This is a genomic window from Aureimonas mangrovi, assembly GCF_014058705.1.
Classification (GTDB): domain Bacteria; phylum Pseudomonadota; class Alphaproteobacteria; order Rhizobiales; family Rhizobiaceae; genus Aureimonas; species Aureimonas mangrovi.
In genome coordinates this window covers 648,428-671,601 of the sequence record NZ_CP059692.1, presented here as the reverse complement: position 1 = coordinate 671,601, position 23,174 = coordinate 648,428, and the positions used below count along the sequence as shown (strand labels likewise).

Here is a 23,174-nt window from a genome sequence, read left to right as displayed (position 1 = left end):
ACAGGCGCCGTAGCTATTTATCTGTCGATCGATACAGAAAAGTAGGTTCAGGCCGGTGGTTCGGCAAGCGTCGTTTGGCGCGTGCGATGCCCTCTGGAGTTTGAAAAGGAAATGACGTGACAAAAACGATGAACCGCCAATTCGTGCTCGCGGGCCGTCCTGAAGGCAAAGCGAGGGCAAGTGATTTCAGGCTGGAGGAGGCGTCTCTTCCGACATTGCAGAAGGGTGAAGTGTTGTTCCGCAACACTCTCCTGTCCGTCGATCCATACCAGCGCAATCTCATGGGCAACGGTTCTTCGGAACTGCCCCCGATCGACGTCGGCGCCGTGATGCCTGGTCCGACCGTGGCCGTGATCGAGCACAGCAACAACGCCGACTTCGCGATCGGCGATCATGTCCAGACGTGGTCGGGCTGGCGCGAGTATGGCGTGTCTGACGGGTCGGACCTGCGCAAGCTCGATCCAACGGCGGCTCCTGTTTCCACCGCCCTCGGCGTGCTGGGGCATACCGGCCTGACAGCCTGGAACGGAATGCGCTTGATCGCCGACACCAGGCCGGGAGGGACCGTGGTGGTCACTGCGGCGGCGGGCTCAGTCGGGTCGATGGCCGCGCAGATCGCGAAGATGCGTGGATACCGCGTCGTTGGCATTGCGGGTGGCGCGAAGAAGGTCGCCTTTCTGAAAGACGATCTCGGGCTCGACGAGGCCGTCGATTACAAGGCCTCCGACTTCGAGGAACAGCTCCAGCGGGCCCTGCCGGGCGGGATCGACGGCCTCTATGACAACGTCGGCGACTATATGTTCGAGGCTCTGATGGAGTCCTTCAACAAACAGGCCCGCATTCTCATCGGCGGCACGATCGCAGGGTATAGCGATACCGGCTTTTCGGACCGGGGTGACCGTCTGCCGCGCCTGCTCAACCTGTTCCTCTACAGGCTCATCGAGATCAGGGGCTTCAACCTTCTCGACCATCTCGCAAGCTATCCCGAGTTCCTCGAAGAAGCGGCGCCCTGGGTGGCGGAGGGCAGGATCAAATATACTGAAGAGTTCGTCGAAGGGTTCGAAAAGACACCGGAAACCTTCCTTCGGCTGTTCGATGGCAGCCATGACGGCAAGCTGATCGTGAAGCTTGCCTGAGGCGCCCAACCGAGGTCGCGAGATAATGAGATCGCTGCGGCCCGACTCCCGGCTGCCTGCTTGAAACCACGCAAGGGTGAGATGATGGGTCTCGGCGACAACAAGCGCCTGGTTGCGCATTTCAACAGCCATTTGACGGGTTCCGACATCGATGCCGCGCTGAGCTTGCTTGCGGATGATGCCACCTGGTGGGTGCTCGGCAAGCCCGATCTGTTCCCTGTTACCGGCACCAGGTCGAACCGGGAGTTCGGCAAGATTCTGCGCGACGTTCACGCGTCGTTGCAGGACGGCATGAGGATGGACGTCGTGGGCATGGTGGCCGAAGGCGACAAGGTCGCTGCGGAACTGCACGCCCGAGCCACCACGATAGCCGGCCGGGCGTACGACAACAGATATCACATGCTCTACACGGTCCGCGGCGCAGAGATCGCCTCCGTGCGCGAATATACGGACCTGATGAACATCCGCGATGTCTTCGCTGTACCGGACGTCGAACCCCGCCCATGTCTGGACCGCTCGGGCGAACCGGCCCGATCGGAAGGCTCAGCGCCGCTCAGGTCAGGGGATATCGGGGACCTCAATGCCGGCAAGCTCGTCGTCATCGACTTCCTGGAGCTTTTCAGATCCGGCGACATCGGCGCGGTGCTCGACATGATGACCGATGATGCCACATGGTGGGTTAACGGTCGGCCCGATCTCTATCCCGGTGCCCGGAGTTGGACCAAGGCCGAAATGGCCGATGTCTGGCTCGATCTCTATGGCCGGTTGGACGGCACGCTCTCGATGGATCCGACCGCGATGATCGCGGAAGGAAATCAGGTCGCCGCCGAAGCGCGCTCCCATGCGATCACAAAGGCAGGAGCGGTCTACGCGAACGACTACCATCTGCTGTTCACGGTGCGGGATCGGAAGATCGCGAGCGTGAGAGAATATACCGATCTGCTTCACGCTGCAGCTGTCTTCGGCTGACCACAGCGAACGCCTCCAAGGGCGGCCGCCGAACGGCCGAACACGGGCGCCGTGGACCCGCCGTCCAGGCTGCTGCGCTATGGCCACGGAAGTTCGAGTTCGCCGGCCGCACGGGCTCAGAGGGTTTGCCGGTAGCGGCTTGGGGATAGGCCGAAATGCGCCCGGAACTCGCGCGAGAAGTGGGCCGTGTCGGCAAAGCCGCAATCGAGGGCGATCTGCGTAATGCTCTCCAGTTTGTTGTCGATCATCCAGCGTCCGTAGTTCAGCCGCATAGTGCGGTGGAAGCGCATGGGCGAAACGCCGAGCTCGGTCTTGAAGGCGCGTTCCAGCTGGCGTGCGCTGACACCGACATAGCGCGCCAGCGCCGGCAGCGTCGGCGGGTGGTCGAGCTGCTGTTCCAGGAAATGAACGGCCTTGCGCACGCGCGGATCGCTCACCTCGCCCAGGTCCTCGCGGAAGTTCGCCTGCGGGAGAGAAGGCGCGCGGATGCCCGTCAGCATCATGTGCCGCACGGCCTGTTGCGCACGATCGCGCCCGCAATGTCGCGAGACGAGATAGAGACCGAGGTCGATCGCAGCCGTTGATCCCGCGCAGGTGATGAGGTCTCCCTCGTCGATGAAGAGGCGGTCGACCGACGTCTGCACCCCCGGAAACCGCTTCTCGAACGCGTCCTGCACATTCCAGTGGACGCAGACCGTGCGCCCCTCGGCGAGCCCCGCGCGGGCGATATCGAAACTTCCGGTGCAGATGCCGAGAAGCCGGACGCCGCCCGCATGGGCGTGGCGCAGATATGCGTCGGTCGCTGGCGCCGGGCGGTCGCCGAGATAGTCGTTCCCGCCGCATACTGCGATGTAGTCGAACATCTTCGGATCGAGAAAATCGCCGCCCTCGACTTTCAGTCCGCAGCTGGCGGTGCATGACTGCGCTCCCGGCGTCATGATGCGCCACGATGCGTGGATCTGCCGGCTATGGCCACCGTCGTCCGCAGCCAGCCGCAGCGCGTCGATCAACCCTCCGAAAGCGGCCAACGTGAACTTGTCACCAAGAAGAAAGCCAACACGGAGTGGCACTCCGGTTGTCGATTGCTGCACAGCCAAGGCACCTCCAGCGACTTCGAACGTGTCACGAACTTTGTCGGAATTATTCAACATCCTGACAACAGGCTTCAAGCCGTGCAAGCGCCAGCTTGCGAGGCTTGCTTAAAGAGCGAGCAAAAGGAGACTACGATGAAACATCTGACAGTTCTTCTCTGCGCGTCGGCGAGCGCGTTGCTCGTGGCCGCGCCCACGGCCAGCGCACAGCCGCAGTCGATCACCGTCGCGTGGTACGGTGGCAACTGGGGCGACGCCTTCCAGGCGTGCGTGGCGACCCCCTTTACCGAGGCGACCGGCATCCAGGTCGTTGCCGACATCGGCACCTCTACAACGACCCTCGCGAAGCTCCAGCAGCAGGCCTCGGCGCCGACGCTCGACGTCGCCTATATGGACGGCGGCATCAGCGAGCTGGCCGAGGAAGCCGGTGTCCTTGCCGCAATCGATCTCGACGCGCTGCCGAACGGAGCCAACCTCACCGATGACGCAGCCTACCGGAACGGCAACAAGGTGTTCGCCATCGGCGGCGGCTATTACTCGCTCGGCCTGACCTACAACACCGAAGAGATCGGCGAGGCGCCGACGTCCTGGGAAGCGCTCTGGGACGAAGATTACGCGGGTGCGGTGACGATTCCCTCGCCGAACAACTCGGCCGGCATCCCCTTCATCTTCTTCCTCAATCAGATGATGGGCGGCACGCCAGACGATTTCACGCAGACCTTCGAGCGGCTGAAAGAGCTCGACGTCGCGTCGTATTTCGAATCCTCGGGCGCAGCGAACAACGCTTTCCAGAGCGGCGAAGTTGTCATCGGCGCCCACTTCAACGTCGGCGCCTGGGCACTGATCGACAGCGGCCTGCCGATTGGCTTCACGGTCCCGAGCGAGGGTGTCTGGGCGACCGATGCGCGGCTGCACATCGTTGAGGGCGGACCGAACCCGGAAGGTGCTGCACAGTTCCTTGACATGGCGATGAGCGCGGAAGCGGCCGCTTGCCTTGCCGAGACGCTCTATCTCGGACCTGCCGTTTCAGAGGTCGAGCTCGATCCTGAAGTAAGCCGCAAGCTGCCCTGGGGGCAGAACGGCTCGGTCGAGGACCTGATGTTCTTCGACTGGAACGAGGTCAATGCACGGCGAGCCGAACTGACCGAGACCTGGAACCGCGAAATCGCGCGCTGACGGGAATCAGATGGCTCTTCTCTCGATCGACCGCGTCTCCAAGACGTTCGGAAAGCACCAGGCGGTGGGCGGCATCTCGCTCGACATCCAGCCGGGCGAGTTCGTTTCCCTCCTCGGCCCGAGCGGCTGTGGGAAAACGACGCTGCTCCGCCTGATCGCCGGCTTCTTGAGCGTCGACCAGGGCACCATTTCGATCGAGGGAAAAGATCTCACTGGGCTTCCCCCGCATCGCAGGCCGCTGAACACGGTCTTCCAGAATTACGCTCTCTTTCCGCACTTGACGGTGGCCGAAAACGTCGCCTACGGCCCGCGCCGCGCCGGTGTCGAGAAGGGGGAAGCCGCGAAACGTGCTGCCGAGGCGCTCGAATTGGTCGGGCTCGCCGAATTCGGTGGGCGCTACCCGCGCCAGATGTCGGGCGGCCAGCAGCAGCGCGTAGCGCTTGCCCGCGCGATCGTAAATCGGCCGAAGCTCCTGCTTCTCGACGAGCCGCTGAGCGCGCTCGACCTGCAATTGCGGAAGCGCATGCAGATCGAGCTGAAGCAGTTGCAGGAGAAGCTCGGCGTCGCCTTCGTCTTCGTCACGCACGACCAGGAAGAGGCGATGGCGATGTCGGACCGCATCGCCGTGATGAACAAGGGGCGCGTCGAGCAGCTCGGCACGGGCTCGGAAATCTACCGCCGCCCGGCCACGCGCTTCGTCGCCGAATTCATCGGCGAGGCCAACCTCGTTCGCGCGCAAGAGGGTGAAGCCGCCGGCTTGCAGATTCTGCCGTCGGACGCTGAACACGGAACGCTCGCAGTGCTGCGCCCCGAGCACCTTCGCGTCGAGGTCGGGACGGACGGCGCTGATACGCCCGACCTCGTTCGCCTTCCGGGCCGGATCGAAGCGGTGACCACCATAGGCGGTGCCACGGACATCCACATCGTGGCGGACGGCCACACCCTTCTCGCCCGCCGCATCGGGCTGGTGGAGGAGTTTTCGGCCGGCCAGCCCGTGACCGTCTCCTTCGAGCGCAAGGATGTCCACCTCATTCGGGACGAACGATCATGACCGCTTCGCGGACGGCGCTGATCGGGCTCATCGCCCTCCCGCTCGCCTTCTCCTGCGCCTTCTTCCTCGTGCCGCTCGCAACCGTCTTCGCCGCCAGCGTGACGAGCGCGGACGGCGCGGGCCTGACCTTCGCGAGCTACGCGCGCATTCTCTTCGACGAGTACCACTGGTCGGTCATGGCGGTGACCTTCCGGCTGGGTATCCTGACGACGCTGATCTGCGTCGTCATCGGCTATCCGCTCGCCTGGTACCTCGTGCGCATTGTGCGCTGGCGATCATGGCGCCGGATCTGCGTTATCCTTTTGATCCTGCCGCTCTTCACCTCCAATATCGTGCGCTCCTTCGGCTGGATGGTGCTTCTCGGCCGCAACGGCCTCGTCAACGAGACCCTTGAATCGGTGGGGCTTATTGAACGACCGATGCGCTTCCTCGGGACAGAGACGGGCATCCTCATCGGCCTCGTCTACATCCTACTGCCCTTCGTCGTTCTCACCGTCGGCAACGCGTTGGCCAAGGTCGATCGCTCGGTCGAGCACGCGTCTGCCGATCTCGGCGCGAGCCCGGCCTCCACCTTCTGGCACGTCACCTTTCCGCTCAGCGTGCCGGGCGTCGTCTCGGGTGCGATCATCGTCTTCGCCCTCGCGGTCAGCGCCTATGTGACACCGGCCCTTCTTTCGGGCGGTCGGGTGACGGTGCTCGCGGTCCTCGTCTTCCAGCAATATTCGACGGTGTTCGATTTCCACTATGGTGGCGCGCTCGCGATCACGCTCCTCGCCTTCACGCTGGCGATGATCGGGCTCTCCTCGCTCGTGTCCAACCGGGGAGCCCGCTGAGATGATCGTGCGAGCCCTCCTGCGTTGCCACGCGTTTCTCGCCCTAGCCTATCTGCTGCTGCCGCTGGTGGTGATCGTCGGTGCGTCGCTGACGACGAGCGAATTCCTGGCCTTCCCGCCGCAGGGCCTGACCCTGCGCTGGTACGAGGTCGTGATCTCCGACCCGACCTACGTGGCCTCGTTCCTGACGAGCACGGCGCTGGCACTCTGCGCAACGGCGTTGGCCGTGATCCTCGCCATTCCGGCGGCGCTTGCGATCGCGCGCAACGAGTTCCGCGGCAAGGCCGCCTTCGCGTCGCTGCTTCTCTCCCCGCTCGTGCTGCCGCATCTCGTGCTCGGCGCAGCACTCCTGCAGTTCGGCGGAGCGATCGGATTGACGCGCAACTTCGCAGCGCTTCTCGTCGGCCACGTCGTGATCGTGACGCCCTTCGTGCTGCGCACGGTGCTGCCCATGCTGGACAAGGATCAGTTGGCGCTGGAGGAGGCATCGCGCGACCTTGGCGCCGGGCCGTTCCAGACCTTCTTCCTTGTCACGCTGCCGCAGATCCGCACAGGCATCGTCTCCGGTGCGATCTTCGCCTTCATCACCTCTTTCATCAACGTCGAGCTGTCGATCTTCAACACGACCGCGGCCCTTAACACGATCCCGGTCCAGCTCTTCAACTACGTCCAGTACTCGGTCGACCCGTCGATCGCCGCCGTTTCCGCTGCGACCATCCTCGCTGCGGCCGTCGCGATCGTCGTCATCGATCTGACCGTCGGTCTCGATTTCCTGCCCGACGACGACTGACCCCCCAGCAAGTGCCCCATCTCCAGGAGAGAAAGATGCGCATCCAGGACGCGTTCGACGTCATCTATACCCATACCGAGGGCGAGCCCCTGTGTATCATCCACAGCGGCATCCCCTATCCCGCCGGCTCCTCGATCCTGGAAAAGCGCGCCTTCCTCGAGGCGAACTACGACTGGCTTCGCAAGGCGCTGATGCGCGAGCCGCGAGGGCATCCCGACATGTTCGGGGTGTTCCTGACGCCTCCTTCGAGCCGTGAATACGACGCCGGGCTCATCTATATCGACGGCGCCGAGTATTCACACATGTGCGGGCACGGCACGATCGCGGTGGCCATGGCGATGGTGGCCCACGGCTTCGTGCCGCGGGGCGAGAACGGCCGCACGACCATCCGATTTGAGACGACGGCCGGTCTGGTCGTGGCCGAAGTGGCCAATGAGGGCGACACAGTGCTCTGGACGCGCTTCGAGAACGTGCCGGCCTACGTCGCCGCGCAGGACGTCGAGATCGAGCTGCCGACCTACGGAAAGCTAAAGGCGGACCTCGTCTGGGGTGGCAATTATTTCGGCATCATAGACCTGCGCGGCTCGGGCCTCGTGGTCAAGCCAGAGAACGGCAGCGAGCTTTCCCGCATGGGCCTGATCGCGCGCGAGCAGCTTCGCGAGAAGCTGGTGATCCAGCATCCGACCGAGAAGCACATCAACAATCTGAACTTCATGACCTTCTGGCACGAGCCGACGATCGAGGGCGCGTTCTACAAGAACGTCCACGTCTTCAGCGCCGGCCAGCTCGACCGTTCGCCGGGCGGTACGGGCACGAGCGCGATGCTCGCCATGTTCGAAGCGCGTGGTAAGGTCGGCGTCAACCAGCCGATCCGATCCGAGGGCCTTCTCGGCAGCGGCACCTTCGAGGGCTGCATCGTCGGCGAAACGACCCTCGGCAGCTTCAAGGCGATCCGTCCGACCGTGAAGGGCACCGCTGGCATCCTGGGCACCGCGCGCTGGACGATCAACCGCAACGATCCCGTCGACGCAGGTTTCGTCGTTTCGTAGCAAGGAAGGGCCCGTCGATCTCCAGATCGACGGGCCCTTCTTCCTGCAAGTCCTCAAATAAGACGACCGGTCGTTCCGGCCGGACGGCAGAAAAAACGACGTTCGGCCAGGGCCTCTGCAGCTGCAACACGTCGTCAGTTCGGTGTGGAACCGATCAGGCAGCTTCCGTGCAGATCATGCACGGAAAGGTGCCATCCCGACGAAGTCCTCGCCCAAGAGCACATCTCGCCCGAAGCAAGGCTTCTAGCCTGCGGCTGGTGAACGTCGACCGATCTCCACCGGCTTTTCGACGAGCATCGAGACGATGGCACCGAACAAGAGTGCCCAGAACGGCGCGCTGATGCCGAGGATCGTGATGTTGGACATCGAGACCACGAGAGCCACGAAAGCACCGATCTGATACCCGTCGGCCTTCGTGAAAGCCGCCTGGAACGCCATGATCAGGACGTTGATCATGGCAAGCCCGGCAATGGCGCCGATCAGCGGCGCGGGCAGCATCAGGATCAGCGGCACCACCACCCCGGCGAAGATACCGAAGCCGGCGAAGAGCACGCCGTTGACGACCGTGGCGGCATAGCGCCCCTCACGCTTCTCACCGGCCTGGTCGGACGAGCAGATTGCCGTCATCGGGCCGGCGATGTTGGCGTTGTGCCCGCCGAGGAAGCCCGCCAAGATACCGCCGACGCCCGAGATCACCGTCATCGCGTTGACAGGCGGAGCATACTTCTCCGCCAGCAGCACGCCGGTCGCCTGGGCGTTCTCGGCCCCGACCACCAGTATCGCAAGCGGCACGGCGATCGCGAAGAAGGCGTCGAGCGTGAAAGTCGGCACTGTCAGCTCGGGCAGCACGAAGCTGATCCCCGCCTCGCTGGTGCCGAAGGAGCCGGTGAGGGCGGCGGCGATCAGCCCGACCACCAGGGCGCTCAGCACCGGCGGCACGGCCTTCACGAAGCGCATCGACACGAAGAACGCGACCACCGAGGCGCCGACCACGATCGGCAGCGCGGAGACCGCCGTCACGGCGCCGATGCCGAAGCGGATCAACGCGCCGGCGATCATCGCCATGACGATCGGCATCGGCAGCCAGCGCATGACCTTGCCGATGAGGCCGGTCACGCCAAGGAAAAGCACGATGACGCCGGCCATGATGAAGGCGCCCACGGCCTCGCTGAACGGGAACGTGGCGAGCGATCCGGCGATGAGCGCCGCCCCGGGTATCGAATAGGCTCCCGTGACCGGCATCTTGTAGTGAAGGGCCAGCACGAAACTGATCAGTCCGCCAAGGCCGTAGATGGCGAGCAGCCACGCCACAGTCTGCCCGTCTGTGAGATTGCCGGCATCCGCGGCGCCGATCACTATCAGCGCCGGTCCCGAACAGCCGAAGATCGCGGCGACGAGGCCGGCACTGCCAGTCTTCAGGTTTAGGTTTCCGGGAAGGTCCCGCAGGCCCGATGCAATGCCCGGACCCGGCTCGATGATCTGTCGTCTCGCAGTTTCCACGTTTAATCCTCCCTGGTGGGACGGCCGCCCGCCCTCCTCTCCGGCCAACGGCGCCCGTTGCACGAATTGGCCGTCAGCGGCCGACGAAGTTCGCCTTGCGCTTGTCGTGGAAGGCCTCGACGCCCTCCTTGAAGTCCTCGGATTGGCGCAGACGGCTGTAGTTCAGGCCCTCGATCTCGATCGCGGTGGTCAGGAAGGCGTCGTCGGTGTCGTTGAGCATCTTCTTGGCGGTGCGCTGGGCGAGCGGCGAGAAGGCGCGCAATTCGTCGACGAGGGCGTCCACGGTCGCTTCGAGTTCGCCGTCGGCGACGCATTCGGTGGCGATGCCCCACTCGAAGGCCGTGCGGCCGGGAATGCGCTTGGAGCGCATGACGATGTCCTTGGTCCGCGTGACGCCGACGATCTTCTGCAGCCGCGCCGAGCCGCCCGAGCCCGGGATCTGGCCGAGCTTCTGCTCCGGCAGGGCGTAGCGGCAGGTCTCCGAAACGATGCGGAAGTCGCAGGCCAGCGAGATCTCGAAGCCGACGCCGAAGGTGTACCCGCGATTGGCGGCGATGACCGGCTTGGAGCAGCGCGCAGGCGCGGCGATGTTCCAGGCAAGCTTGGAGACGTGCTCCGGGCTCGCCTCCATGAAGCCGCGGATGTTGCCGCCCGAGGAGAAGTGCTCGCCGGTGCCAGACAGGACGATGATGCGCACGCGCTCGTCCTCGTCCAGCGCCTCGAAGACCAGGCGGAGCTGGTCGCGCTGAGCCATGGAGATGACGTTGAGAGGCGCCCGGTCGAGAACGATGTCGCACCGTTCCTTCTCTGGCGCGATCGTGACCTTGAAGCCGTCGAGTTCGGTGAGGCGGGGGTCGGAGAAAGTGTATGCTTCGCTCATGGCGTGAATGTCGTCCTTGCTTGTCATTACAAGAGTTCGGGATCGCGCCGTTCTGCGGCGCTCACCTCGGGCGTGTATTCACCGGCGACGAGCATGCGCCGCAGGAGCTTGCCGACCGGGGATTTCGGGATCGCCTCGACAAAGACGTAGGCGCGTGGGCGGCGGAAATTGGCGAGGCCGGATCGCTTGCAGTGAGCGTCGAGCTCGGCCTCTTGCACCTGGCCAGAGCGCCGGACGAATGCGGTCACGACCTTGCCCCAGCGCTCGTCAGGAAGCCCGACGACGGCGACCTCGTCGACCTTCGGGTGGAGTGAGAGGCAGCTCTCAACCTCGACCGGAGATACGTTCTCGCCGCCGGTGATGATCATGTCGTCGGCCCGGCCGGTGACGAAGAGATCGCCCGCCTCATCGACAAAGCCGGTATCCCCGGTGAAGTACCAGCCGTCGCGCAGCGCCTTCGCGGTGGCCCCGGGGCGCTTCCAGTAGCCCTCGAAGCTCTCGTCGCCGACCAGGGAAGCGATGATCTCGCCCTCCTCGCCCGGTTTGGCGCGCTCGCCCGCGCTCGCCGCGCCGAGCGGCACGACCCGGACGCGCTGGTTGATGCCGGCGCGCCCGGCAGAGCCCGGCTTGGCCGCCGCGTTCTGGTCGATCGTGAAGGTGTAGACCTCCGACGAGCCGTAGTGGTTCACGAACAGTTCCGGCTCGAAGGCGGCGACGAGCTTCTTGGTCAGCCCGTCCGTCATGGGTGCGCCGGCGTAACCGATCTTTGTGACGGACGCGACGCGCGCCTTTGAAAAGGTCGGGTGGTGGACGATGTCGTGATAGAGCGTCGGCACGAGATAGAGGTTGGTGACACCGCGCCGCTCGATCACCGAGAGCGCGTCCGCGACATCGAAACGCCGCAGGCACACGAAGGCACCCCCGATCACGGAACTCGCCAGCAGCGACCGGACGCCCATCGTGTGATAGAGCGGCATGACGCCGAGTGTGCACTCGCCGCGGCGGTAGAGGTTCTGCGCAACATGGGCGATGGCCGCCGCCCTCTCGGCACGGTGTCGGCGCGGCACACCCTTCGGCCTCGACGTCGTCCCGGACGTGTAGAGCATCAGCGACCAGTCATCCGCCCGGGCGCGGGGGGTGGCATCGGGGGCCGATGCCTCCATCATCGTGTCGAGCGAGGCGACATCGCCGTCAGCTTCGCCGACCTTCAGGCGCAGGAGATGCCGGGCCTTCTCCGATTGTCCGACTGCTTCGGCGGTCGCGTCCTCGTAGACGAGCGCGCGCGCCTCCGCGTCCTCGATGGAGTAGTCGATTTCGTCGGCCTTGGCGCGCCAGTTGAGCGGCGTCACGATCAGTCCCGCCAACTGGCAGGCCCAGTGAAGGGAGGCGTTCTCCCAACTGTTCTGAAGGACCGTGAGGACGTGGTCGCCGGGTTTGAGGCCAAGATGGTCGAGGCCTGCCACGAGCGCGGAGATCCTCGCAAACCACGCTTCGTAGCTGAGCTCCAGATCGCCTTCGCAGATCGCGAGCGCTTTAGGGTCGCGCTCTACGCTGGCGATGAAACTGGTTCCGAGATCAAGCATCGGCGGGCTCCTCCTCCCTGATAGTGGCCTGGGCGGCGAGCGCCGCCCGAATGATCGGCGCGTAGCCCGTGCAGCGGCAGAGATGGCCGGACAACTGCTCGCGGATCTCCTGCTCGGAGGCGTTGGGCCTGCGCCGGAAAAGATTGTCGAGACTGATCAGGATGCCGGCGGTGCAGAAGCCGCATTGCAGGGCGAAATGCTCGCGAAACGCGGCCTGAAGCGGCGAAAGCTCGCCTGGCGAAGGTTCCAGCCCCTCGACGGTCCGGATTTCGGCACCCTCGACCTGCGCGGCGAGCGTCAGGCAGGCGCGCACCGGCTCGCCGTCGATCTCCACGGTGCAGGCGCCGCACACGCCGTGTTCGCAGCCGACATGGGTGCCGGTCGCGCCAAGTTCGTGGCGGATGAGATCGGTCAGCAGCGTGCGCGCCTCGCCACGCGCGCGAACCACGCGGCCGTTGAGCGTGAAGGCGATCTCATGCTTGGCATCACGGCTCAGCTTGGGCATGACACGGCCTCCTCGGCTGTGCTGCGGCCAAGCGTGCGGACAAGGTCGCGCCGATAGCGGGCGCTGGCATGTAGATCGTCGCGGGCGTTCAGCGACCAGGCGAATTCGTTGAGCTCATCGTCGAAGGCGGGGTCGGCAGGAGCCGGCAGCGCCTTCGCCTGGGGCGTGTCGGCGACGCCGCCAACGGCGAGCCGGACCCCACCGTCCGGCCGCGCGATGGCGGCGCAGGCGACGATCGCGAAATCGCCGTGTCGACGCGCGACTTCGCGGAAAGCCACACCCTTCCCGGAGTGGGCCGGGAAGGCGATCGCCTCGATCATCTCGCCCTGCGCGACGGCGGTTGCCATCATCCCGAGGAAGAACTCCGCGGCTGGAACGACACGCTGCTTCCTCTTCGTGCGCAGCCGCACCTCGCCCTCAAGCGCCAGAAGGGCGAGCGGCATTTCAGCGCTCGGGTCGGCATGAGCGAGCGAGCCGCAGATCGTCCCGCGTGAACGGGTCTGCGCATGCCCGACCCAGGGCAGCATGGCGGCCACGAGCGGCAGCGTCTGCGCCAACGGCGCCCAGCGCTCAAGGCCGATTTGGCGCACGCCGGCACCGACCACGATCTTGCCTTTGCTCTCCTCGATCCGAGCGAGCGCATCAATGCCCATGACGTCGACCAGCACCGAAGGCCGCGCGAGGCGCATGTTCAGCATCGGCACGAGGGACTGCCCCCCCGCGATGATCCGCGCCTCCTCGCCGGCCTCGTGCAGGGCATCGAGCGCCTCGGCGAGAGAATGAGCGCGCACATAGTCGAACGGCGCGGGCTTCATGCGCGCCTCCCGAAGAGGGCCTTGAGGCGCGCCACGACGCCCGGCTTACCGCCACCGGCGTGGTTCGCGAGAGCCTTGAAGAACTGGCCGATGACGACACGCGCGGCGCCGTCGAGCAGCCGACCGCCTACCGAGGCCACCTTGCCGCCGATGCCGGCCTCGTAGGTGTAGGCGATGCGCGTTTGACCGGGTGCCGTCTCGGTGAGCGTGATGCGCCCTTCACCGCCGCCGAAGCCGAGCGCGCCGGTGGTCTTGCCGCGCAGCGTCACGGCGTTGGGCTCATCGAGATCGAAAAGCTCGATATCGGCCTTGTAGCGCCCCTTCACCGGGCCGACGCCCAGCGTCACGTCGGCGGCAAAATGCGTCTCGGACAGCTTCCGCACGCCGTGCGAGCCGGGGATGATCGCGTTTAGCGTCGCGGGGTCGAGAAGCATCCGCCAGACGTCCTCTCGCGGAGCCGCGACGTCCGCCGCCCCCTCGCCGGTCAGCTTGCGCTGGCCGGCGGACGCGCTCGCCTCCCCTCTGCGCTTCGGGTTTCGTGCCGGCGGCTCGTCATCTGCCAGGAACGCGGAGATCCTCGACGGGCTGAGCGGAAGCGACACGTCATCGACGCCGAGGGCATCGGCAACCGCGTTGGCGATGCAGACGGGCGTCGACATGCAATTGCCCTCGCCCACTCCCTTGGCGCCAAGCGGTGTGAAGGGCGACGGCGTCTCGTGATGCAGGATCGTCAGATCCGGCACCTCCATCACCGTCGGGATCAGGTAGTCGGCGAGTGTCCCGGACTGGAAGCTGCCGTCGGCGCCGTAGGCGTATTCCTCGAAGAACGCCGCGCCGAGCGCATGGGCGAAGCCGCCACGCACCTGTCCGTCCACCATCGCCGGGTGGAGGATACGGCCGCAATCATGCATGGTGACGTAGCGGTCGATCCGGGGTTCGCCGGTCTGACGATCAATCTCGACGCCGCAGAAGTCGAAGATGAAACCGTGGCAGAGCGAGGAATTGACCTCGTCGTCGGCGTTCGGTGCGGTCAGTTCCTCCGGCGTCCAGAACACCGTTTCGCGGATCGTCTGGTCGGCCGCGTCGGGCAGTGTCCCAGGCGCCCAGTGGGCGGCGGCCGCGACGCGGGCGAAGGAGAGCGAATTGTCCGGGTTGGCCTTCGAGCGCGCTCGACCCGAGGCGAGTTCCACGTCGTCCGGCGTGGTGTTGAGCTGGCTGGCCGCGATCGTCTCCAGCTTGGCGCGAATACGGCCGGCCGCCAGCTTCGCCGCACCCGCCACCGCCGGCGCGAAGCGGCTGGAATAGTTGCCGGAGGCGATCGACCACGCATCGCGGCTGGTATCGACGTCGGCGACAACCGCAATCACGGACGGGGCCAGCCCCAGTTCGTCGGCCACCACCTGAGACAGCACAGTGCGGTGCCCCTGGCCCTGCGGTACGGAGGCGACTTTCACGGAGACCGAGCCGAGCGGATCGATCGCGATCGTGGCTGTTGCCTGCGCGCCGTTCTTCGGGCCGGCCTTCTCGCGCTGCTGCGGCGTCAGAACAGTCGTGATGTAGCCCATGTTCGAGACGCTGGGCTCGACGGCGGCCGCAAGACCGATGCCGTAGAGCCGCCCCTCGGCCCGCATCGCGTCTCGGCGCGCAAGCAGTTCCGCGAATCCGCCTTTCTCGACCGCGCGATCGAGCGCCGCCTCGTAGTCTCCCGAATCGAGTAGCGCACCCATCGCGGTGCGATAGGGGAACGCGTCCGCCGGCACGAGATTGCGCCGCACGACCTCGAGCGGATCGAGCTCGAGTTGCCGGGCGATGCGCTGCATCAGCCGTTCGAGCGGATAGTAGACCTGCGGGCCACCGAAGCCGCGATTAAGGCCGGTCGGGGTCTTGTTCGTCAGGACCACGCGGTTGCGGATAGCGACGTTGCGGATCGCATAGGCGCCGGTCATGTTGCCGTGCATTCGGTAGAGCGTCGCCGGTTCGGGCGCCCGCAGATGCGCGCCGCAATCCTCGATCTGGTCCCAGGACAGCGCCGTGATCCGGCCGTCCGCCTCGACCGCAGCCTCCAGCCGCGTCACGCGATTGGTCGCCGACACAGACGCCGACAGATGTTCCAGCCGATCTTCGATCCATTTTACCGGCCGGCCGCACACGCGCGCGGCCACGCCCATCAGGATCATGTAGGGGAAGATCCCCTGCTTGACGCCATAGCTGCCGCCGGACGATGGCGGCGTGCGCAGGCGCACGCGATTTCCTGGTACCTTCAGGGCGAGCGCGACGACGGCGTGGATCGAGAACGGCCCCTGGAAGTTGGCGCAGATGTCGTAGGCGTCCTCGCCCGGATCGTAGCCGGCGACGACGCCGTAGGTCTCGATCGGCGTGCAGGAATTCCGCGGATAGGCCGTTTCGATGGCGATCGTGTGCGGTGCTTCGCGAAAGGCCGCGTCAGGGTCGCCGTAGGAAAAGAGCCGCTCGTTGATGAGGTTGGAGCCGAGCGCGGGATGCAGCACCGGCGCGTCGACGTCGAGCGCTGCCTTCGGGTCCACAACGGCGGGGAGGATCTCGTAATCCACCGCAACGCGCTCGGCCGCGTCCTCCGCAACGTAGCGGTTCTCGGCGACGATGATCGCCACCGGTTCGCCGACATAGCGCACACGATCCGTCGCGATCGGCCAGCATTCAACGTCGGCCTTCACGCCCACCGTCATCGAGCGGGTCAGGCGTTGGATGACCGCGCCGGTCAGGATCGCCACGACGCCCTCGACGTTCGCCGCCTCGGCGATGTCAATCGAACGGATCGCGGCGTGACCATGCGGCGAGCGCACGATCGCGGCCTCGAGCGTTCCGGCGCGCGTCGGCAGATCGTCGATGAACGAAGCGCGCCCCGTTAGGAGCGCGGCGTCCTCGACGCGCGGCACCGACTGGCCGATCCACCGATCGACGGGCGGATTGATCATCCTTGAGCCTCCCGAATGCCCCTCCAGGCATTTCGACAGGCTTAGGAGGAGACGGCCGCCGGCCGCGATCCCCAGGCGTCGCGCGACTTACCGAGGCGTCTCATAATCGGATGTTCCGAGCGCCGCGACCGTGCGGAACGCCATCGGCGAGGAGCCGGCGTGGTCGTGGAAAAAACGCGAAAAGTGCGAGGGGGCAGAGAAGCCGAGACTTTGCGAGAGCGCGCCGAAGGACTGTCGACCATCCGCCACGGCCTGCACGGCGTGTTCCAGCCGCACGACGTTGAGGTAGACGCGCGGGCTGACGTTCAGCGAGGCCTCGAACAGGCGGAAGAAATGCGCGCGCGACAGTCCGACGGCCGCGGCGAGCCCATCCATCTCGGAGATGGCGCCGGGGTCGGCGCGGATGGTCGCGACGGCCTTTCGGATGCGATGGTCGACGGCTGTGGATGCAGCGAGGCGCAGCGAGGCAGGCTGCTCGCGCCATGCCGCAAAGCGCTCGACCACCGCGATCATCAGTTCGGCCAGCAGACGCTCGTGCGCGCGGGCATCGCCCGGATCATGCACCATCGCCTCGGCGAGCTCGCGCGTCAGCGCACGGGTCCTTGGGCTCGTCGCCCCCACCGTCTGCGTGAAGAAGTCCGGCGCGCCGCTGGCCCGCCAGTTCGGACGGAACTCGCCCAGCCATTTCGGCTCGATATAGAGCGCGAGGATGATCGTGGCCGGCTGGCCGTTGAAATGCGCGTAGGCGTGCGGCTCCCAGGCATTGATCAGCACCGCACTCTCGTCCGTCAACGGGACTATGCGATCCTTGACTGAGAACTGCGTGTCGGCCCCCTCGACCTTAAGGAGGACATGGCAATGCGGATGCGCATGGCGCACGAGGGGACGATCCATGTCGAGTAGGGCGACACGTCCGAACGTTCCCTTCGCGAGCCTCAATGCGTTCGACATGAACCACATGTAACATGAAGAGTACGGGCGCTGCACCAGAGCCGCTCTTGCTGTTTAAGCGGCTCTCAAGCGCTGGCAAAATGTCTTCCCTCGACACGAGCACCGAAGCTGCCCGCGATTGTGTGCACGACCCGAGCCGTACGAAGCCGGGCGGAACGGCAACTCTCAGCATCTTCGGTCCCGATCCGCAGCGTCTGGAACCGGCCCGATCGCGGAATGGCAGCTTTCCATCCCATCGCGCAGTAAGCTGGTCCTCCGCTTCCGGCCCTCAATGGCCGAGCACTTTGTCCATGGCGTCCGGCTGATCGTGGACGGCGAACTTGTCCATGATGGTCGCGCTCGCCTCGTTCAGCCCCTCGACCTCGACGGCGGCGCCCGCCTGGCGGAACTTCACGACGATCTTGTCGATCGTCGCGACGCCGGTCAGGTCCCAGATATGGGCCTCGCGAAGATCGATCCGCACCCGCTCCAGAGGCTCGGCGAAATCGAACGCATCGAGCAGCGCTTCTGCCGAAGCGAAGAAGACCTGTCCCTCGATCCGGTAATGCCGCGCGGATGCGTCCGTTGAAAGCGTCGAGGACACGCGCAGGATCTGCGACACCTTCCAGGCGAAGAAGATGCCGGACAGGAGCACGCCGACGCCGACGCCAAGGGCCAGATTGTGCGTGCCGACGACGGTCGCGACGGTCGCCAGCATCACCACGCTGGAGCGGCGCGGGTGGTGGCGCAGTTCGCCGAGCGAGCGCCAGTTGAACGTGCTGATCGAGACCATCACCATGATGGCGACGAGCGCCGGCATCGGGATCAGGCCGACCCACTCGCCCAAGGCCAGAAGCAGGAACAGGAGGAATGCGCCGGCCACGAAGGTCGACAGCCGCGTTCGCCCGCCCGACCTGACGTTTATGACCGACTGGCCGATCATCGCGCAGCCCGCCATACCGCCGAAGAAGCCACTGGCGATGTTGGCGATGCCCTGCCCGACGCTCTCGCGGTTCTTGTCGCTGCGCGTGTCGGTCATGTCGTCGACGATCGAGGCCGTCAAAAGGCTCTCCAAGAGCCCCACGGCCCCGACGGCGATCGAGGTCGGCAGGATGATCCAGAGCGTCTCGAGATTGAAGGGCACATCCGGCAGGAGCAGCATCGGCAGGGCGTTCGGCAGTTCCCCGAGGTCAGAAACCGTTCGTACATCCATGCCGGAAGCGAGCGCGATGCCTGTCAGGATCAGAATGCATATCAGCGGCGAAGGAACCATCGTCGTCAGGCGCGGAACGAGGTAAATGATCGCCAGCCCCGCCGCGACCATCACATAGGTCTGCGCCGTCACGCCGATGAGTTCGGGAAGCTGCGCCATGAAGATGAGGATGGCGAGCGCGTTGACGAAGCCGGTCATCACAGAGCGCGAAACGAAGCGCATCAGGAGCCCGACCCGCAGCCAACCTGCGAGGATCTGGATGATGCCGGCAAGGATGGTGGCGGCCAGGAGATACTGCAGCCCGTGCTCGCGCACGAGCGTGCCGAACAGGACGGCTGTGGCCGCCGTGGCGGCCGAGATCATCGCCGGACGCCCGCCGGCGAAGGAAATGACCATCGCGATCACCACGGAGGCGTAGAGCCCGACACGTGGATCGACGCCGGCGATGATCGAGAAGCCGATCGCCTCAGGGATGAGGGCGAGCGCGACGACGATGCCGGCGAGGACGTCGGAGGGAAGGTTGGAGAACCAGTTCTGTCGAATGGTGTGAATGAAGCGCATCAAGAACACATGGAGCCGAGGACCGGCGCGCGAGGGCGAGCCGATGGGCGACGGTCGAGGCTTTTCTTGATTGTCCGGCGGATCGGCGGCCGGAAGAGCCACCCGGAATTGCACCGGGTCCAGGATGAATGCGTGGCCTATAAATGACGGAAGGCCGAGAAGGCAAGGGTGCAGGGAGCGCTGCGCACGTGATCTTCCAGGTAAAGCACTCCGCCGGATGAACCCGAGGGCCGCCTTTCGCTCCGTTCATCTTAAGGCTGCCATTCCGGTATCGGCCCAGATCAGGCTTTTGGACCGTCGTGAAGCGGATGCGGTCTCGCTCAATGCCGCCTGTCGAGCGTGATGTCGAGAACGTCGGCCAGCGAAGGCATCAGCCGCGCCGTCTCCTCGATCTGAGCGGCGATGATCCGCAAGGCCTGACGGCGGATGACATCGGAAAGCTGGCCGATCTCGCGATGCCGCATGACGAGGTTGATCCTGCGCCGGAGCCCGGGTGCGGGGAGCGGGCGCACGCGCACGAGATGGCGTTCACGAGCGTCGCGAAGCATCAGCAGCGACGGCAGAATCGCCCAGCCGAAGCCGAGAGAGACCATGATTAGCACGCCTTCCAGCGTATCCATGCTGCTCGTCACTTGGCGGCCGACCCGCAGGCGGTGCAGGTAGCGAGCTGTCAGCCGTCCGAAGCCGGAATTGGCGTGCGCGCCGATCAGCGGTTCGTTCGCGGCCAGCTCCTCGATGGACCGCTCGTCCATCGAGGCGGGCGTCACGAGGACCGCGGTTTCCGTGAGCAGCAGGCTCTGCTCCACGTCGCCCCGCAGGCCCTCGTCGTCGATCACGACGATGATGTCGAGTTCGCGCTCCTCGAAGCGCCGCCAGAGTTCGTCATTGCTGGCGATCGTCAGATGCCAGCTCGTCGCGCTCGCGGCCAGATTCTGGATGAGCTTGGCCGAAAACCAGGTGCTCATCGTCTCGATGACACCCACGCGAAGCTCGGCATGCGCGACATGACCGACGGAGCGCAGATCGTGTGTGATGGCGCTCGCCTCCACGAGCAGCCGCCGGCCCCGCTCGAAGAGTTGCAACCCCATGATGGTCGGCTTGATGGGGCGGAAGCTCCTGTCGAACAGCGAGACGCCGAGCTTGCGTTCCATGGCGCGGATGGAGTGCGAGACAGCCGATTCGGTCACGCCGAGTTTGCGTGCGGCTTCCGCCATGCTCCGCGTCTCGCAGACGATCACGAAAATCTCCAGCGAAGCCAGGTCGAAGCCCAAGGCATCCTCGATGCGCATACCATTGCCCTTCCCGGCAGCAGAGAGCGCCTATCGCGGCATCACGCAACATGAAAGGCACTCAAGTTTTACAGGCCAATGAATCGTCTCAAGAGCATGATCACGCAAGCCGACCGGGCGTCCAATTCACACCTCGGCCGCTGATATCCCTTTACTTTCCGGATCAAAAGGCGAGGAAAGGCCCCGCACCTTCCGCCGTCGGCGCCGCCGGCCCCCATGATCGGCGCTCTTGTCATCTCCCTGGGTCGCTTTCATCCTCGCGTCATGTCCGAGCCGACACCGGTCGCGTGCGGACCATCATTTCCAAGGATGCATAACGTGCTGACCACCCCTGCCGTCGTCACCCACCAGACCCTGCTCTTCTCGGAACTGTGCACTGATCTCGACGCTCTGAAGGCCGACATCGCCGTTCTTGGCATCCCGTACGGCGCGGCCTACGACCAGTTCGCCGTGTCGAGCGAACAGTCGAAGGGCCCGGACGCCATCCGCCGCGCGAGCGACCGCATCACCCGCGGCCTTGATCACTTCGACTTCGACGTTGGCGGGACGCTGATGGACGGGAAGCCGATCCGCATGGTCGATTGCGGCAATGTCGCCGGCAACCCCGCCGATCCGCGCGTCCACCAGCGCAATGCCGAGGAGGCCGTGCGCAAGATCGTGCGCGCCGGCGCCATGCCGATCGTGCTCGGCGGCGACCACTCCACCCCGATCCCGATCTTTAAGGCGCTCGAGGAGCTGGGCGAAAACATCACCCTCATCCAGATCGACGCGCATCTCGACTGGCGCGAGGAGATCAACGGCGAGCACGAGGGCCTTTCCAGCCCCATCCGCCGGGCGTCCGAGATGCCCCATTTCGGCGACATCTACCAGATCGGCCTACGCGCATCGGGCAGCGCGCGCACCGAGGAATACGAGGCGGCCCGCGCCTACGGCGCCAACCTCATCACCGCCTGGGAGGTCCACGAAATCGGCATGCAGGCCGTGCTCGATCGCATTCCCGACGGGGGCCACTACTACGTCACGGTGGACGCGGACGGGCTCGATCCCTCGGTGATGCCGGCGGTCCTCGGCCCGGCCTTCGGCGGCCTGCTCTACCCGCAGATGCACAAGCTGATCCACGGCCTCGTCAAGAAGGGCCGCGTCGTCGGCATGGACGTCGTCGAGATCGCCCCGGATCGCGATCACAACCGCCAGACCGTGATCGCGGCCGGGCGCCTCATCTACAACCTCATCGGCGCATCGGTGCGCGCCGGCTATTTCGACTGATCCCTCCCCTCCAGACGGAGACTGCAGCATGACGTTCGCTTTCATGAGATCGATCGGTGCCGTCGCGCTGATCGCGCTTGGGACCAGCCAGGTCGCCGCCGGGCCCATGATGGACAAGATCCGCGAGACGGGCCGGTTCACGGTGGCGACGGAAGCCTCCTATCCTCCGTTCGAATTCGTCGAGAACGGGCAGATCGTCGGCTACGGCAAGGACATCCTGACCGAGGTCATGTCGGCATTGTCGCAGGAAGTCGGCCGCGAGGTGACGCTGGAGCAGCTCGACCTGCCGTTCCAGGGCATCCTGCCGGGGCTTCTCGCCGAACAGTTCGACCTCGTCGCCACCTCGGTCGGCATCAACGCCGAGCGCGCGGCGCGTTACGCCTATACCCGCCCGATCGCGGCATCCTACCAGACCGCCATGATCCGCGTCGGCGACGCCGAGGAGGTGACGTCGGTCGAGGATCTCGACGGGAAGATCGTGGGCACCCAGATCGCCTCGGCGAGCGAGCCGGTCGTGCGCGCCTTCGACGAGCGGCTGAAGAGTGAAGGCAAGGACGGCCTGGCCGACATCAAGCTCTTCACCTCCTACCCGGAAACCTACGTCGCGCTGGCCAACGGCCAGATCGACGCCGTCGTCCAAAGCGGACCGGCCCTGTCCGTCCTGATGAAGCAGCGGCCCGGCATCTTCGAGCTGCTGGGTCCTGTCAGCGACACGCCGAGCTATCTCGCCTGGGTCGTGCGCCCGGCCGACGACGACCTGCGCGACTTTGTCAATGGCGTCCTTGCCGATCTGAAGTCGAGCGGCAAGCTGACCGAACTGCAGGAGAAATGGTTCGGCTTCGCGATGGAGACGCCGGACGAGAACTATCTGCCCGAAGGCGCCCTCTAGGCTCACGACAGCGCGGGATCGGACACGATGACCTTCAGCTTCGAATTCCTCATCGGGACCTATCCCGCGCTCTTTCGTGCTGCCCTCGTCACCCTCCAGGTCTCGGCGATCACCATCGTCCTGTCGCTGACGCTGGGCACCGTGCTGACGATCGTGCGTGCGCTGAAGATCGGCATCGTCAACCGGCTGATCGCGATCTACATCAGCTTCATCCGCGGTACGCCGCTGCTGATCCAGATCTTCCTCGCCTATTACGCTCTTCCCGCGCTCGGCATCCGTCTCGGCCCGGTCACCGCCGGCGTCCTCGCCATCACGCTGAACAACGCGGCCTTCATGACGGAAATCTTTCGCGGGGCCCTCGCGAGCATTCCGGCCGGGCAGATCGAGGCCGCGGCCTCGGTCGGCCTCAAGCCGCGTGCCATCTGGACGAAGATCATCCTGCCCCAGCTCTACATGCGCTCGCTGCCCGCCATCATCAACGAATGCACGATCGTGGTGAAGGGCACCGCGCTCCTGTCCGTGATCACCGTCGTGGAACTCCTGCGCACGGCCCAGCAGATCGGCTCCACCAGCTTCCGCCCCTTCGAGACGCTCGTCGCGGCCGGCTCGATCTTCCTGATCCTCAGCCTCGTCATCAGCCAGTGCGGTGCGGCCCTGGAGCGCCGTTTTGCCCTTCGGCGCGGCGTCTGAGGAG

Annotated in this window: 20 protein-coding genes and 1 other annotated feature; of the genes, 10 read left to right on the top strand and 10 right to left on the bottom strand. The window is 65.4% G+C overall.

Going from position 1 to position 23,174, the window contains the following annotated elements; genetic code table 11:
- The first annotated feature begins 116 nt into the window (after positions 1-116).
- Both H1343_RS03135 and H1343_RS03130 read left to right on the top strand, forming a co-directional pair.
- Positions 117-1,136 carry an NADP-dependent oxidoreductase gene (locus H1343_RS03135; protein WP_185984510.1) on the top strand — a complete coding sequence of 340 codons (1,020 nt, stop codon included), beginning with the start codon at positions 117-119 and terminating at the stop codon, positions 1,134-1,136.
- Positions 1,137-1,196: 60 nt separating this feature from the next.
- The gene (locus H1343_RS03130; RefSeq protein WP_185984509.1) at positions 1,197-2,105 is read left to right on the top strand and encodes a nuclear transport factor 2 family protein; all 909 of its coding nucleotides are present in this window, start codon (positions 1,197-1,199) and stop codon (positions 2,103-2,105) included.
- Positions 2,106-2,221: 116 nt separating this feature from the next.
- On the opposite strand, the gene H1343_RS03125 is transcribed toward H1343_RS03130, so the two are convergent.
- Positions 2,222-3,175, bottom strand: coding sequence for a GlxA family transcriptional regulator (locus H1343_RS03125; protein ID WP_246333278.1), 954 nt, complete (start codon positions 3,173-3,175; stop codon positions 2,222-2,224).
- Here H1343_RS03125 and H1343_RS03120 point away from each other — a divergent pair.
- Genes H1343_RS03120 through H1343_RS03100 form a run of 5 tightly spaced genes read left to right on the top strand, consistent with a single transcriptional unit; the run spans position 3,074 to position 8,095 of the window.
- A complete protein-coding gene (locus H1343_RS03120) occupies positions 3,074-4,372 on the top strand; it encodes an ABC transporter substrate-binding protein (RefSeq protein ID WP_246333276.1) in 1,299 nt (432 codons plus the stop codon). The two genes, H1343_RS03125 and H1343_RS03120, sit on opposite strands and share 102 nt — an antisense overlap.
- Before the next feature lie 10 nt (positions 4,373-4,382).
- Complete coding sequence (locus H1343_RS03115; protein WP_185984506.1) at positions 4,383-5,423, top strand: ABC transporter ATP-binding protein; 1,041 nt, start codon at positions 4,383-4,385, stop codon at positions 5,421-5,423.
- Positions 5,420-6,256, top strand: coding sequence for an ABC transporter permease (locus tag H1343_RS03110; RefSeq protein WP_185984505.1), 837 nt, complete (start codon positions 5,420-5,422; stop codon positions 6,254-6,256). Before H1343_RS03115 ends, H1343_RS03110 begins: the two co-directional genes overlap by 4 nt.
- A 1-nt stretch (position 6,257) precedes the next feature.
- Positions 6,258-7,046 (top strand): ABC transporter permease, encoded by a 789-nt coding sequence (locus H1343_RS03105; RefSeq protein ID WP_185984504.1) that lies wholly within the window; start codon positions 6,258-6,260, stop codon positions 7,044-7,046.
- Between the two features lie 35 nt (positions 7,047-7,081).
- Complete coding sequence (locus H1343_RS03100; protein WP_185984503.1) at positions 7,082-8,095, top strand: proline racemase family protein; 1,014 nt, start codon at positions 7,082-7,084, stop codon at positions 8,093-8,095.
- A gap of 243 nt (positions 8,096-8,338) precedes the next feature.
- On the opposite strand, the gene H1343_RS03095 is transcribed toward H1343_RS03100, so the two are convergent.
- From H1343_RS03095 to H1343_RS03055, 9 genes are all read right to left on the bottom strand, one after another.
- Positions 8,339-9,643, bottom strand: a complete 1,305-nt coding sequence (locus tag H1343_RS03095; RefSeq protein ID WP_246333274.1) for a benzoate/H(+) symporter BenE family transporter — start codon at positions 9,641-9,643, stop codon at positions 8,339-8,341.
- A 25-nt stretch (positions 9,644-9,668) separates the two neighbouring features.
- The gene (locus H1343_RS03090; protein ID WP_185984502.1) at positions 9,669-10,475 is read right to left on the bottom strand and encodes an enoyl-CoA hydratase/isomerase family protein; all 807 of its coding nucleotides are present in this window, start codon (positions 10,473-10,475) and stop codon (positions 9,669-9,671) included.
- A 26-nt stretch (positions 10,476-10,501) separates the two neighbouring features.
- Entirely contained in the window at positions 10,502-12,058 is a 1,557-nt protein-coding gene (locus H1343_RS03085) for an AMP-binding protein (RefSeq protein WP_185984501.1), read from the bottom strand.
- The gene (locus H1343_RS03080; protein WP_185984500.1) at positions 12,051-12,563 is read right to left on the bottom strand and encodes a (2Fe-2S)-binding protein; all 513 of its coding nucleotides are present in this window, start codon (positions 12,561-12,563) and stop codon (positions 12,051-12,053) included. The genes H1343_RS03085 and H1343_RS03080 overlap by 8 nt, the downstream gene beginning before the upstream one ends.
- Positions 12,551-13,378 (bottom strand): FAD binding domain-containing protein, encoded by an 828-nt coding sequence (locus tag H1343_RS03075; RefSeq protein WP_185984499.1) that lies wholly within the window; start codon positions 13,376-13,378, stop codon positions 12,551-12,553. Before H1343_RS03075 ends, H1343_RS03080 begins: the two co-directional genes overlap by 13 nt.
- Entirely contained in the window at positions 13,375-16,332 is a 2,958-nt protein-coding gene (locus tag H1343_RS03070; protein ID WP_185984498.1) for a xanthine dehydrogenase family protein molybdopterin-binding subunit, read from the bottom strand. The genes H1343_RS03075 and H1343_RS03070 overlap by 4 nt, the downstream gene beginning before the upstream one ends.
- An 87-nt stretch (positions 16,333-16,419) precedes the next feature.
- The gene (locus H1343_RS03065; protein WP_185985448.1) at positions 16,420-17,283 is read right to left on the bottom strand and encodes a helix-turn-helix domain-containing protein; all 864 of its coding nucleotides are present in this window, start codon (positions 17,281-17,283) and stop codon (positions 16,420-16,422) included.
- A gap of 268 nt (positions 17,284-17,551) precedes the next feature.
- Positions 17,552-19,036 carry a SulP family inorganic anion transporter gene (locus H1343_RS03060; RefSeq protein ID WP_185984497.1) on the bottom strand — a complete coding sequence of 495 codons (1,485 nt, stop codon included), beginning with the start codon at positions 19,034-19,036 and terminating at the stop codon, positions 17,552-17,554.
- A 68-nt stretch (positions 19,037-19,104) separates the two neighbouring features.
- Positions 19,105-19,160: a sequence feature (sul1 is cis-regulatory element that is thought to sense ions involved in sulfur or methionine metabolism; They are found in Alphaproteobacteria), on the bottom strand.
- Between the two features lie 196 nt (positions 19,161-19,356).
- The gene (locus H1343_RS03055) at positions 19,357-20,325 is read right to left on the bottom strand and encodes a LysR family transcriptional regulator (RefSeq protein ID WP_185984496.1); all 969 of its coding nucleotides are present in this window, start codon (positions 20,323-20,325) and stop codon (positions 19,357-19,359) included.
- Between the two features lie 309 nt (positions 20,326-20,634).
- Here H1343_RS03055 and H1343_RS03050 point away from each other — a divergent pair, with 309 nt between their 5' ends.
- Genes H1343_RS03050 through H1343_RS03040 form a run of 3 tightly spaced genes read left to right on the top strand, consistent with a single transcriptional unit; the run spans position 20,635 to position 23,170 of the window.
- Complete coding sequence (locus H1343_RS03050; protein ID WP_185984495.1) at positions 20,635-21,591, top strand: agmatinase; 957 nt, start codon at positions 20,635-20,637, stop codon at positions 21,589-21,591.
- 28 nt (positions 21,592-21,619) lie between these two features.
- Complete coding sequence (locus tag H1343_RS03045; protein WP_246333272.1) at positions 21,620-22,480, top strand: transporter substrate-binding domain-containing protein; 861 nt, start codon at positions 21,620-21,622, stop codon at positions 22,478-22,480.
- Between the two features lie 27 nt (positions 22,481-22,507).
- The gene (locus H1343_RS03040) at positions 22,508-23,170 is read left to right on the top strand and encodes an amino acid ABC transporter permease (RefSeq protein WP_185984494.1); all 663 of its coding nucleotides are present in this window, start codon (positions 22,508-22,510) and stop codon (positions 23,168-23,170) included.
- Positions 23,171-23,174: the final 4 nt, after the last annotated feature.